This is a genomic window from Flavobacterium marginilacus, assembly GCF_026870155.1.
In the GTDB taxonomy this organism is placed as follows: Bacteria; Bacteroidota; Bacteroidia; order Flavobacteriales; family Flavobacteriaceae; genus Flavobacterium; species Flavobacterium marginilacus.
The window spans coordinates 2,839,941-2,853,105 of sequence record NZ_CP113975.1 but is presented as its reverse complement, the minus strand read 5'-3'; the positions used below and the strand labels follow the sequence as shown (position 1 = coordinate 2,853,105).

Sequence of the window (13,165 nt, the reverse complement as noted above, 5' to 3'; positions counted from 1 at the left end):
TTTATATGTTTTTTGTTATATTTTGTATAAACTCATTGTCAGGAAAAAATTCTTTGCAAACCACCTTCAAAATAGTATACAGCGGTATCGCAATTATCATCCCTAAAATTCCAAAAGAAAAGCCGGCAATTAATATTACGAGGAAAATTTCCAGCGGATGAGAACTTACGCTTTTGGAAAAAATAATGGGCTGTGAAAAATTATTATCAATTAACTGCACTACCCAGAAACCTATTAATATGTAAATTGTGGCAGGTAAAATTTCGGATTGAAAATCGGATCCTAAATTGCTTAACATCGTCAAGATTGCTGCAAATACCGAAGCAATCAGCGGTCCTAAATAAGGGATAATATTTAAAACTGCACATAGAAAAGCAATTACAAAGGCATTTGGTATTCCAAAAATGAATAAAACAATGGTATATAATATGAAAACAATAAAAAGCTGAATCAATAATCCAATGAAATACCGGGAAAGCAATAGGTTTATTTTCTCTATTGAGTTTAATATTTTTTCCTCGTGTGAATCAGGGATCAATAATTTTGCGCCTTCAAGAATTATTGATCTGTCTTTAAGAAAGAAAAAAGTAATAAACAAAACTGAGCCAAATCCCATGCCAAAACCGCTGATTGTTCCTAAAACCGAATTTAGAAAATTGGGAACTGTATTAAAATTGATAAACGATTTAAAGCTGTTAGGGTTAAAAACCTTTGCAGAATCAATATGATGATGTTCAAGAAAAGTGTTTATTTTTTGAATGAGTTCTAAGCTGTTTCTCTCTATTTCGGCTGTGTTCAAAAGAGATAGATTTTGTCCCTGCGAAATTATCAAAGGAATAAACATCATGATAAAACCCAATATTAATAGGAAGTAAATAGATAAAACCGTGATTGTAGCTATTGTATGCCTGAATTTTAATTTTTTCTTCAAAAAATTCAAAATAGGCGTGCCTATTAAAGTTAGTATCAGTGATACCAAAAGATAAATTAATATATTCTGAATCTGATATAAAAAATAAAGCACTAATGCAGCTAAAATCAAAACTGCGATAGCTCTCAGGATACCATTCCCAATAATTTTGGATGTAATCATATGATTGTATTTAGTTATATATCTGAGTGTGATTTCATTTAAAGCTAGCTTGTTTTTTTTTTGATGAAATCCTTAATTTTCGAACTTCCTCAGGTTATAAAGATAAAAAAACCCGCTAACAAGAAGCGAGTTTTTAAAACTAAAATATAATGGGAAAATTATATTCCAAATGAAGCTCTTGCACCACCTGAAACAAATATGGCAGAGATTCTAGATTTTTGTCCTGCTGAGAACATATACATTGCATTGTCATCGGTGTAATCCATATAATTCATTGTCATTTCTACTGGAGTACCAGCACAAGTGCTATAGTGTGGATAAACTGGTGAACCAAAATTTTTATCATTATGTGTAGGTGTGTCTGATACCAAATCACTACCGCAAGTAGCGTCCCCCCATATGTGTCTTAAATTCATCCAGTGTCCCACCTCGTGAGTAGCGGTTCTTCCTAGATTGAAGGGCGCATTTGCTGATCCAGATAATCCAAAATATTTAGAATCAATGGCAACTCCATCTGTAGACGAAGCTCCACCAGGAAACTGTGCGTAACCTAATATTCCACCTCCAATAGTACAAACCCACATATTAAGTTTTGTAGTTGGAGAGATTGGCGCAAGACCGCCTGTGCTTGTTTTTTTCATTGCATCATTTGTTCCCCATGAAGTTTTTGTTGTGGATTTTCTCACTATTTGGTCTAATACAAACGTAATACCTACATTGGCTTTAACTCCTGCAAATAAAGCAGGTACAGAGTTGTAGTCCGAATTTAGAGCATTATAATCTTTATTCAAAACATCGATTTGAGATTGAATTTGTGCGGCAGAAATGTTTTCAGAAGTAGTTCGGTATAAAACATTAACAACAACTGGAATTTCAATTTTTCCATTTACTAAACGCTTTGTTAATAATGCCTTCTGAGTAAAAGCTTCAATTTGATTCATTCTAATGGCTAATGTTGGGTCGGCTTTTAATTGAGCTTCCAAAACATCTTGCGTTGCACATTTTCTTTGTGTAACTGCATTTGTTGCATCAGTAGTTAATTCGTTTTGGTCGTTTTGACAAGAAAACAACATTAAGCAAGCAGTTGCTGATAAAATTAATTTTTTCATAATTGTAATGATTTTGTTAAATAATAGTTTGTTTGGTTAATTGTTTTACAATTTTATAACAAAAACATGCTAATGGCAAATTTTCACAACATGTATTTAAGCCTTTTTTTAAGAAAGTATTGTTTTTGCTGGGTTGTAAAAATGCTATTTGGGGGTAATTACGTAGGTTTTTTTATGTTAAATATAGCTTTAATATCCTCTGTTTGAATGAAAGTGATTGTTTAAAAATAGTATTTAACTTGTTAAATTTTGATTTAAAAAACCAAAAAAAGCATCAATATATTTTTAATGAATTGATAAACTAACTCATCAGTAACTTTTTCAATATAAAAAAATAGATTTTCGGATGTTAAAAAACAAACATTTGCACTTTAAAAAAGTGGTTAAGGAAGGAAAATGTATTAGTTCTATGAGTTTTAAAATGATATTTTATGACTATCTTTAACTAATGCCAAACAGATCGAATTAGCATCAGGTTAAAAAGATTTACCCAGATTTTTTTTTAAAGTAATGAAGTCTGTGAGAAGCTGCGTAATTATTGGCGAAAAAAATACATGGTATTATTTACGGACAGTCATATAATATTTTACAAAAGCGGATTGTAGTAAATCAATTTGTAAAAATGTAATTGATAATATTTGCTCCCATTTTTAAAGCTTTTTCCCGGACTTCAAATGGATCATTGTTAACTTCAGCATCTTCCCAGCCATCGCCAAGATCACATTCATAAGTGTAGAGCAATACAAGTTTGTTTTCTACAAAAATGCCAAAAGCTTGAGGTCTTTTCCCGTCGTGCTCGTGAATTTTTGGCAGACCGTTTGGGAAAACAAAAGGTTTCTGAAAAATAGGATGGCTTGACGGAATCTCAAGTAAGTCATTGTTTGGAAATATTTTTTTTATTTCCTTGCGGATATACTTATCCATACCATAATTATCATCTATATGAAGAAAACCTCCACCCGATAAATATTTTTTAAGATTTGTAACATCGGAATCACTAAAAACAACATTTCCATGTCCTGTCATATGTACAAATGGATAAGAAAACAAGTCGGGACTGTTGGGTTCTATTGTTCTTGGTTTGGATTTTATTCGTGTATTTATATTTGCATTGCAATATTTTATTAAATTAGGCAGAGACGTGGGATTAGCATACCAATCGCCTCCGCCATTGTATTTTAACAAAGCAATTTCTTGAGAGAAACAAGGTATAGAAAGCAATAATAATACAAGCAATATTTTTTTCATACTTTAATCTTCGTTTGTAAAGACAACACTGTGGCAGGCTACAATAGCTGCCGTTTCTGTTCTTAATCTTGTTTCACCCAAAGAGACAGGAATATAACTGTTTTCAAGCGCCAGTTCAATTTCTTTACTGGAAAAATCGCCTTCTGGGCCAATTAATATTGTATAATCTGTACCAGCTGTAACAACTGATTTTAGTGATTTTTTATTGGTTTCTTCACAATGAGCAATTAATACTGTTCCAGTTTTTTCTGTCTTTACAAATTCCTTAAAAGTAACAGCTGGATTTAATTTAGGAAGATACATTTGGTTGCATTGTTTCATGGCCGAAAGAATGATTTTTTCAAATCGTTCTATGTTGATTACTTTTCTTTCGGAGCGGTCACAAATAACAGGCGTGATTTCATATATGCCAATTTCAGTTGCTTTTTCAAGAAACCACTCATAACGGTCATTCATTTTTGTTGGAGCAACAGCAAGATGCAGTTTGTATTTGGGAGCTTCAGTTTTCTCAGCGGATACTATCTGAACGGTGCATTTATTATCTGAGGCTAAAGTGATTTCAGTTTTAAATAATAATCCTAATCCATTGGTAACATGTAGAGTGTCTCCGTCTTTTTTACGCAATACTTTAATAATGTGTCTGCTTTCTTCTTTGTCAAAAGAAAAAGCCTCAGTAGTCTCGTTTATTGCTGGGTTGTAAAATAACTGCATAATTAAAATTGGATTCTTGCTTTAGAAACGACATCGGCTGTTTCAAATTTTTGAGATAAAAACTTTTGGTACCCTACAATCCCAATCATTGCAGCATTATCGGTTGTGTATTCAAATTTTGGAATAAAAGTTTTCCATCCGTATTTGTTTTCAGTCGCTTTCAAAGTATTCCTGATTCCAGAATTGGCAGAAACTCCGCCGCCTATAGCAATTTGTTTAATTCCCGTTTCTTTTACAGCCATTTTTAACTTATCCATTAAAATTTCAATAATGGTATGCTGAATGGATGCACATATGTCATTTATATTTTCATCTATAAAGGAAGGATTTTCAATTTTTTTCTTTTGAATAAAATATAAAATTGCTGTTTTTAATCCAGAGAAGCTAAAATCTAATCCGGGAACTTTTGGTTTGGTAAAAGGAAATGCTTTTGGGTTTCCTAATTGGGCATATTTATCGACCAAAGGGCCACCGGGATAGGGAAGCCCCAAGATTTTGGCACTTTTGTCAAAAGCTTCACCAACAGCATCATCTGTTGTTTCTCCTATAACTGTTAAATCAAAGAAATCATCAACTCTTACAATCTGTGTGTGTCCGCCGCTAATGGTTAATGCTAAAAACGGAAACTCAGGTTTGTCAAAACCTTCTTCATCTATAAAGTGAGCCAGAATATGGGCATGCATATGGTTTACGGCTATCAAAGGTATTCCTAATGCCAATGCCATTGATTTTGCAAACGAACTGCCAACCAAAAGCGATCCCATGAGTCCTGGGCCTTGTGTAAAAGCGATTGCAGATAATTGTTCTTTCTTAATATCAGCTTTTTTTAACGCAGCTTCAATGACAGGAACGATGTTTTGCTGGTGTGCGCGGGAAGCTAATTCTGGAACCACGCCGCCATATTGATTATGAATTAACTGGTTGGCAACAACATTAGACAGTACTTTGTCGTTACACAATACAGCAGCAGCAGTATCATCGCATGAACTTTCTATGGCAAGTATAAAAACCTCAGGAATTTGCATATAAACAGATGATTTTTGAAGTATATTTGATGGATTACCATAAAAAGAGTATTTTTACAGCTGTGCCAAAATTAAATATTTTTAGCTAAGATATTGCCATTTCTAAAGGCAAATTATTTATTTGTACAAAAAAAACAAAAACACTGCGTATCAAAAAGATTAAAAAAATAGTATTCCGTACTTTCGTTGGACTAATATTACTTTTGTTAGTACTTTTTATAGCCATTACAACACCTTTTGTTCAAACGAAGCTGGCAAAGTATTTCATGGAAAGCATGAATGATGATTTTGGAATTCACATGAATGTTGATGAAGTGCAGTTAACTCTTTTTGGAGGTGTTAAGCTTAAAAAAGTTTTAATTATTGATCATCATAAAGATACTTTAATTTACACCAAAAGAATCAATACTTCAATTCTTGGTTTCAAAAAAATGCTGGATGGCGATTTGATTTTTAATGATGTAGCTCTGGATGGCGTACTTTTTAATTTAAAAACGTATAAAAAAGAAAAAAAGACAAATCTGGATTATTTTGTTGATGCTTTCGGGAAAAGTAAAACTCCTTCCAAAAAACATTTTTTATTAACTGCTACAAGTGTTGATTTGTCAAATGGAAGATTTATATTGACTGATGAAAATCATACAACTCCTGTATCTGTAGATTTTACCCGATTGAAAATATCGCTTACCAATTTCAAAGTCTATGGTCCAGAAGTCTATGCTAATATCCAAAAAATGTCCTTTTTGGACCATAGAGGTGTGTACATTAAAAACCTAAAAGGAAATTACAGTTTCACGCAGCAGCACATGATACTTGATAAAATGGAATTAAAAACCGAAGAATCGAGTATTAAAGGTTACGCAGCATTGAATTATGAAATTGAGGATTTTTCAGATTTTGTGAATAAGGTAGAATTTGATTTTAAATTTAAATCGGCCAAAATTGCTTCTAATGATGTCCGCTGTTTTTATGATGAATTAGGTAAAAATAGAGTTTTTAGACTTAGAAGTCATATTACAGGTCCTTTGAATAATTTAAAACTTTTAGATCTGAGCCTAAATGACAATAGAGGCACAAGGCTGATAGGTTTTATAAATTTTAAAAATCTTTTGGGTAATAAAGATCAAAAATTCTATATGAATGGAAAGTTTGATCATTTGAATTCTGATTATGATGATTTAGCTGGTATTCTGCCTAATGTTTTAGGTAAAAAACTGCCCGTTATTTTGAAGAAATTTGGAAAAGTTTCATTGGTAGGAAATACACAGCTCACAACTACTTCTATTCATGCAAATCTTTCTGCAAAAACTGATTTAGGTGCGGTTACGTCTAAATTTATAATTAATGACATGAATCAAAGTGATAAAGCAACATACAAAGGTTATGTTGTTTTGCATGATTTTAATGTTGGTAATTTGCTGGATAATAAGAATCTGTCGCAGGTAAGTTTGAATTTGGATGTTGATGGAAAAGGATTTTCTGAAAAATATTTAGATACAGCTTTGAAGGGAGAAATTTCCAGATTTGCGTATAATGGTTATGATTATAAAAACATAAAAATAAACGGAAATTTTAAACTGCCATTATATAAAGGATCAATTATTGTCGATGATCCAAACCTAAAAATGAATTTTGACGGGTTGGTTAATTTAAGTAAAAAAGAGAGCCAATATGATTTTCAGATAAAAATAGATAATGCGCAGCTGCACAAATTGAATTTTGTAAGTGATACAATTTCTCAATTCAAAGGTGACGCTATCGTTAATGTGCAGGGAAATTCAATTGAGAATCTGCATGGAAATATTTATATCAATAATGCTGTTTATGTTAACCCAAAAAATACTTATCAATTTAATGATTTTAATCTAAACTCCAGTTTTGACGAAAAGAGAATTCGTACTATAAAAATCACCGCTCCTGATATTACGAACGGTACTATTATTGGTAAATTTAAATTTGCTGAATTAAAAGGCCTGATCTCTAATTCTTTAGGAAGTCTTTATACAAATTATAGGCCGGTAAAAGTTAGAAAAGGCCAGTTTCTGAAATTTAATTTTGAAGTATATAATAAAATTGTCGAAGTTTTTTTTCCTGAAATGAAGATAAGTGAGAACACCGTTGTAAAAGGAATTATTAATTCAGACAATAATGAATTTAAGTTTAATTTTAATTCTCCAACGATAACCGCTGCGGATAATTCTTTTGATAATATAAGAGTTGCTATTGATAATAAAAATCCATTGTATAACGCATATATCGAATTGGACAGCATTAAAACAAAAATGTATAAAATTCGGGATTTCAGCCTTATTAATGTCACTTCAAAAGATACTTTGTTTTTCCGAACAGAATTTAAAGGAGGTTCCAAGGGTAATGACTATTTTAATTTGGATTTATACCATACTATTGATAAGGATAATAAAAATGTGGTTGGTTTTAGTAAATCGGAAATTAAATTAAAAAACAGTCTGTGGTTTTTTAATGAATCAAATTCGCCTAATAACCGTTTAGTTTTTGATAAAAAGTTAAGTGAGTTCAAGCTTGATGATTTTATACTTACCAATAAAGAACAGGAAATAAAGCTCAATGGTGAATTTAAAGGAAGTAATTATAAGGATGTTAATCTGGAATTTAAGGATTTTGATATTAATGCGCTGACATCGGCTCAGGAAAGTTTTGCTATTAACGGAAATTTAAACGGTAAAATTAATTTTAATCAAAATAAGCTCGTTTACAAGCCGACTGCTTCATTGGTTGTTGATAATTTAAAAATCAATAACTATGATCTTGGTGTTTTAAAATTCGACATAAAAGGAGATGAAAACCTCAAAAAATTCACTTTATATTCAACTATTGAAAATAAAGATTTCGAATCTTTTAGTGCTGACGGAAATTTTGAGATTATAAATAAAGAGACATTGTTTGATTTAAATTTAAAATTTGACCGATTCAATCTGGCAACCTTAAGTTCTTTAGGCGGTGATGTTATTTCAAATATCAGAGGAGTTGTTTCTGGTAATGCAACCATTGGAGGTTCTGTAAAGAAACCAGATATCAACGGACGTCTTTTTGTAAATAATGGAGGTTTGAGCATACCTTATTTGAATGTTGATTATGCCTTAAAAGACAGAACGATTATTGATTTGACGGATGAAAAGTTTCTTTTCAGAAATAATACGATAACCGATACTAAGTTTAAGACAACTGGGACTTTGAACGGGGTAGTGGAGCATAAGAATTTTTCGGATTGGAAATTAGATTTGGGTGTAAATTCTAAAAGGCTTCTTGTCCTGGATACTCAGGATAGCGAAGATGCGGCTTATTTTGGAACTGCTTTTATTAACGGAAATGCAACAATCAAAGGTCCAGCAAACGGATTGTTCATTAAGGTAGATGCTAAATCTGAAAAAGGCTCTGTTCTCAAAATACCAATAAATAATGCTGAAAGTGTAAGTGAAAACAGTTTTATTCATTTCATAACTCCTAAGGAAAAATTCAATCTGCAAAAAGGGATTGTTGAAAAGACTAGAAATTATAACGGACTTGAATTAGAATTTGATTTGGAAATTACTCCAAATGCGGAAGTGGAAGTGATTTTGGACAGGAATTCTGGACACGGTATGAAAGGCAGGGGGAATGGAAACCTGTTGTTTAAAATAAATACCTTAGGTGATTTTAAGATGTGGGGTGATTTCCTTCCATATGACGGAACTTATAATTTTAAATACGGCGGACTAATAGATAAAAAGTTTAATGTCAAAAAAGGAGGTTCTATTGTTTGGGAAGGAAACCCTATGAGAGCACAATTAAACCTTGAAGCTGTTTATAAAACATCTGCTAATCCTGCTTTGCTTCTAGAAAATTCGAATGTTAATAAGAAAATTGATGTTGAAGTTGTAATTGGGATTCATGGCGATTTGGCACATCCGGAACCTGATTTTATGATAGAATTCCCAACGATTAAAAGTGTAATGAAATCAGAATTGGAGTCTGAGTTATCCGACAAAGATGTTAGACAGACACAAGCTTTGTATTTGTTATCAACAGGAAGTTTTTTAAGCAAAGACGGCTCTAGCCAGGCAGTATCATCGAGTTTGTATGAAACCGCTTCTGGGATGCTGGGCAGTATTGTGTCTTCAACAGATGATAAGTTTACAATGAATTTTAATGTTGTTTCGCCCGACAATAGACCTAGCTCGCAAACCGACGGAAGATTTGAAGCAATAGTATCGTCAAAAGTTAATGAAAGAATTACTATAAACGGAAAAATTGGCGTTCCATTTGGAGGTGTTCATGAATCATCAGTTGTTGGAGATATTGATATTAAATACAGAATGAATGAAGATGGCTCTTTTAATCTGCATTTCTTTAATAAAGAAAATGATATCAATTATATAGGACAGGATATTGGTTACACACAAGGGGTAGGTATTTCTTATGAGGTAGATTTTGATACTTTTAAAGAATTAGTAGATAAGATGTTTAAAAGTAATAAGTTAAACAAAGTAAATACTACGAAAGTAAAACAAGTTGACAGTGACTCAAATTTTAGCCCCAATTTTATCAATTTCAAAAAACCTGACGCTCCAAAAGCAGATAAGCCTAAAGTTAATCAAGATGCTGTTCTTCCAGAAGAAGATTAGTTTATAAGTTGTTGTTTTTTAGTGTATTGTTTGTTTTTTTGTGGATTTTATTAATTTTGCTTTTATTTCAATTTTGGATCTTTATTTTTATATCTAAAAAATGAATTTTTATTGTTTTTTAGAAAATGAATTTATAAAGAAAATTAATCCTACAGCCAGCAGTATAGTTTGAAAAAAGGAATTAATTACAAGCTTTTTTCTAATAGAGAAAACTTATCAACGAAAACGTTTGAATTTCAGTTATTTTATTAAAATCTTAGAAAGCACCCCTAAAATATCTTTGATATTTGCTAAATTTACACTTTAATACTTAAAAAAATGTCAAAAACAATAAAAAAGATAGGTGTACTTACATCTGGAGGAGACTCTCCAGGTATGAATGCCGCCATTCGTTCTGTTGTTCGAACGTGCGCTTTTCATAACATAGGATGTGTTGGTATTTATAGAGGCTATCAAGGAATGATTGAAGGGGATTTTAAAGAAATGGGACCCCGAAGTGTAAATAACATTGTAAATAAAGGAGGAACTATTTTAAAATCGGCAAGGTCCATGGATTTTAAAACTCCGGAAGGACGTGCAAAAGCACACAAGAACCTTGTAAAAGCAGGTATTGATGCTTTAGTGGTTATTGGAGGCGATGGTTCTTTCACTGGAGCTTTAATTTTTAATTCGGAGTATGGTTTTCCAGTAATGGGAATTCCGGGAACGATTGATAATGATATATATGGTACAAGCCATACATTAGGTTATGATACCGCTCTGAATACAGTTGTAGATGTAATTGATAAAATTCGTGATACAGCAAGTTCTCATAATAGATTATTTCTTATTGAAGTAATGGGGCGTGATGCAGGCCATATAGCATTGAATGCCGGTATTGGTGCCGGTGCTGAAGAAATTCTTATTCCTGAAGAAGATTTAGGATTAGACCGTTTATTGGATTCTCTGCGAAAAAGCAAAGCAGCAGGAAAATCATCAAGTATAGTGGTAATCGCAGAAGGTGATAAAATAGGTAAAACTGTTTTTGAACTTAAAGATTATGTTGAGAATAATTTTCCAGAATATGATGTACGCGTATCAGTATTAGGACACATGCAGCGTGGTGGTGCACCATCGTGTTTTGACAGGGTTTTAGCGAGTCGTTTGGGAGTAAAAGCTGTTGAATGTTTATTAGAAGGTAAATCTAATTATATGGTTGGTTTATTGGCTGATAAAATTGAACTTACACCTTTGGAACAAGCAATCAAAGGACATACAGAAATTGATCAGGAATTACTTCGTGTGTCAGATATTATGTCAATTTAAAATAAAAGAAAGAAAAGTAAAATAAATATAAATTAAATTAAATACAATGTCAAAAGTAAAATTAGGAATTAACGGATTTGGTAGAATTGGAAGAATTGTTTTCAGAGAATCTTTCAATAGAGATAATATAGAAGTAGTTGCAATCAACGATTTATTAGATGTTGATCATTTAGCTTACTTATTGAAATATGATTCAGTACACGGTCGTTTTGACGGAACTGTAGAAGTAAAAGAAGGAAAACTTTATGTAAACGGGAAAAATATCCGTATTACTGCTGAAAGAAATCCTGCAGATTTAAAATGGAACGAAGTTGAAGTTGATGTAGTAGCTGAATGTACAGGTATCTTTACAACTATCGAAACTGCAAATGAGCACATCAAAGGCGGTGCTAAAAAAGTAATTATTTCTGCTCCATCTGCAGATGCTCCAATGTTTGTAATGGGAGTAAACCACGAAACTGCAAAAGCTTCTGACTTAGTTGTTTCTAATGCTTCTTGTACTACAAACTGTTTAGCTCCATTAGCTAAAGTTATTCACGATAACTTTGGAATTGTTGAAGCTTTAATGACAACTGTTCACGCTACAACTTCAACTCAAATGACTGCTGACGGACCTTCTAGAAAAGACTGGAGAGGCGGACGTGCTGCAGCAATAAATATTATTCCTTCTTCAACAGGTGCTGCAAAAGCTGTTGGAAAAGTTATCCCAGAATTGAATGGGAAATTAACAGGTATGGCTTTCCGTGTTCCTACAGCTGACGTTTCTACAGTAGATTTAACTGTAAAAGTGGCTAAAGAAACTTCATACGAAGAAATTATGGCTGTTTTGAAAAATGCTTCTGAAACTTCGTTAAAAGGTATTTTAGGATACACTGAAGATGCAGTTGTTTCTCAAGATTTTATTTCAGATAAAAGAACTTCAATCATTGATGCTACTGCAGGAATTGGATTAAATTCTACTTTCTTCAAATTAGTATCTTGGTACGATAATGAGTATGGATATTCAAGCAAATTAATTGATTTAGCTGTTCATATCACTTCACTAAAATAATATTTATATTTTTACAAGATCCCATTAAGTGAAATTAATGGGATCTTGTTGTTTTGTTTCATTTGATATTTGTTAAAATATCAATGAACAATAAAAAAAAATTAAACCAAATAAACCAAATTAAATATGAAATTAATAGTTGATAGTGGTTCTACTAAAGCAGATTGGATTGCGATAGATGACGATGGAAAAGTAATGTTTACAACACAAACATTAGGCTTAAATCCAGAAATTCTTAACAGCGACGAAATTCTGGCTCGTATAGACGATCGTTTTGACATAAAACAAAATAAAAAAACAGCGACCCATTTATTTTTCTATGGTGCGGGCTGTGGTACAGATAGAATGAAAAGCATGCTTAGTGAAGCTTTTAAAACTTATTTTTCTAATGCAATTGTAGTTGTAGAAGAGGATACATATGCTGCTGTTTTTGCAACAACACCAAAAGGAGAAGAAGCAATCGTATGTATTTTAGGTACAGGTTCTAACTGCAGCTATTTTGACGGCAAGGTTTTAGAACAAAGAGTACAGTCATTGGGTTATATCGTAATGGATGACTGCAGCGGTAATGTTTTTGGAAAAGAATTAATTAGAAAATACTATTTCAATAAAATGCCAAAAGAATTGGCTGAAGTATTTGAAAAAGAATATAATTTGGACCCGGATTTTATTAAAAATAAATTATATAAAGAACCAAATCCAAATGCTTATCTTGCAACTTTTGCTAAATTTTTGATTCAGAATAAAGAACATGAATTTTGCCGCAAGATAATTTTTAAAGGGATGAAATCTTTTATTAAAAATTATATCAAGCAGTTTGAAAACTGCAAAGAAGTACCAGTAAATTTTGTAGGTTCTATCGCTTTTTATTTAAAAGAAGAACTTGCTGAAATTTTTGAAAAATACGAACTGCAGTTAGGTAATGTACTTAGGAGACCTATTGATGGTTTGATTGCTTATCACGTAGCTAATAAATAAAA

At 32.0% G+C, this 13,165-nt stretch carries 9 protein-coding genes; 4 read left to right on the top strand and 5 right to left on the bottom strand.

Annotation, left to right across the window (positions count from 1 at the left end; genetic code table 11):
- Window position 1: 1 nt before the first annotated feature.
- The 5 genes from OZP07_RS12250 to tsaD all read right to left on the bottom strand — a co-directional run bounded on the left by OZP07_RS12250 (window position 2) and on the right by tsaD (window position 5,186).
- Entirely contained in the window at window positions 2-1,093 is a 1,092-nt protein-coding gene (locus OZP07_RS12250; RefSeq protein WP_281635292.1) for an AI-2E family transporter, read from the bottom strand.
- Between the two features lie 158 nt (window positions 1,094-1,251).
- On the bottom strand, window positions 1,252-2,202 hold the full coding sequence (locus tag OZP07_RS12245; RefSeq protein ID WP_281635291.1) for a zinc metalloprotease: 951 nt from the start codon (window positions 2,200-2,202) through the stop codon (window positions 1,252-1,254).
- 609 nt (window positions 2,203-2,811) lie between these two features.
- Entirely contained in the window at window positions 2,812-3,450 is a 639-nt protein-coding gene (locus OZP07_RS12240; RefSeq protein ID WP_281635290.1) for a DUF4159 domain-containing protein, read from the bottom strand.
- 3 nt (window positions 3,451-3,453) lie between these two features.
- Complete coding sequence (locus OZP07_RS12235; RefSeq protein WP_281635289.1) at window positions 3,454-4,161, bottom strand: 16S rRNA (uracil(1498)-N(3))-methyltransferase; 708 nt, start codon at window positions 4,159-4,161, stop codon at window positions 3,454-3,456.
- 2 nt (window positions 4,162-4,163) lie between these two features.
- The gene (gene tsaD, locus OZP07_RS12230) at window positions 4,164-5,186 is read right to left on the bottom strand and encodes a tRNA (adenosine(37)-N6)-threonylcarbamoyltransferase complex transferase subunit TsaD (protein ID WP_194642014.1); all 1,023 of its coding nucleotides are present in this window, start codon (window positions 5,184-5,186) and stop codon (window positions 4,164-4,166) included.
- A gap of 203 nt (window positions 5,187-5,389) precedes the next feature.
- Between tsaD and OZP07_RS12225 the strand changes: the two genes are divergently transcribed.
- The 4 genes from OZP07_RS12225 to OZP07_RS12210 all read left to right on the top strand — a co-directional run bounded on the left by OZP07_RS12225 (window position 5,390) and on the right by OZP07_RS12210 (window position 13,163).
- The gene (locus tag OZP07_RS12225; RefSeq protein WP_281635288.1) at window positions 5,390-9,829 is read left to right on the top strand and encodes a translocation/assembly module TamB domain-containing protein; all 4,440 of its coding nucleotides are present in this window, start codon (window positions 5,390-5,392) and stop codon (window positions 9,827-9,829) included.
- A 318-nt stretch (window positions 9,830-10,147) separates the two neighbouring features.
- Window positions 10,148-11,134, top strand: a complete 987-nt coding sequence (gene pfkA, locus OZP07_RS12220; RefSeq protein WP_281635287.1) for a 6-phosphofructokinase — start codon at window positions 10,148-10,150, stop codon at window positions 11,132-11,134.
- 46 nt (window positions 11,135-11,180) lie between these two features.
- Window positions 11,181-12,185, top strand: coding sequence for a type I glyceraldehyde-3-phosphate dehydrogenase (gene gap / locus OZP07_RS12215; RefSeq protein ID WP_194642017.1), 1,005 nt, complete (start codon window positions 11,181-11,183; stop codon window positions 12,183-12,185).
- A 126-nt stretch (window positions 12,186-12,311) separates the two neighbouring features.
- On the top strand, window positions 12,312-13,163 hold the full coding sequence (locus OZP07_RS12210; RefSeq protein WP_281635286.1) for an N-acetylglucosamine kinase: 852 nt from the start codon (window positions 12,312-12,314) through the stop codon (window positions 13,161-13,163).
- Window positions 13,164-13,165 lie beyond the last annotated feature (2 nt).

Coding starts and splice junctions, on each gene's coding strand:
- OZP07_RS12250 (WP_281635292.1), bottom strand. CDS start 1,093: ATGATTACATCCAAAATTATTGGGAATGGTATCCTGAGAGCTATCGCA.
- OZP07_RS12245 (WP_281635291.1), bottom strand. CDS start 2,202: ATGAAAAAATTAATTTTATCAGCAACTGCTTGCTTAATGTTGTTTTCT.
- OZP07_RS12240 (WP_281635290.1), bottom strand. CDS start 3,450: ATGAAAAAAATATTGCTTGTATTATTATTGCTTTCTATACCTTGTTTC.
- OZP07_RS12235 (WP_281635289.1), bottom strand. CDS start 4,161: ATGCAGTTATTTTACAACCCAGCAATAAACGAGACTACTGAGGCTTTT.
- tsaD (WP_194642014.1), bottom strand. CDS start 5,186: ATGCAAATTCCTGAGGTTTTTATACTTGCCATAGAAAGTTCATGCGAT.
- pfkA (WP_281635287.1), top strand. CDS start 10,148: ATGTCAAAAACAATAAAAAAGATAGGTGTACTTACATCTGGAGGAGAC.
- gap (WP_194642017.1), top strand. CDS start 11,181: ATGTCAAAAGTAAAATTAGGAATTAACGGATTTGGTAGAATTGGAAGA.
- OZP07_RS12210 (WP_281635286.1), top strand. CDS start 12,312: ATGAAATTAATAGTTGATAGTGGTTCTACTAAAGCAGATTGGATTGCG.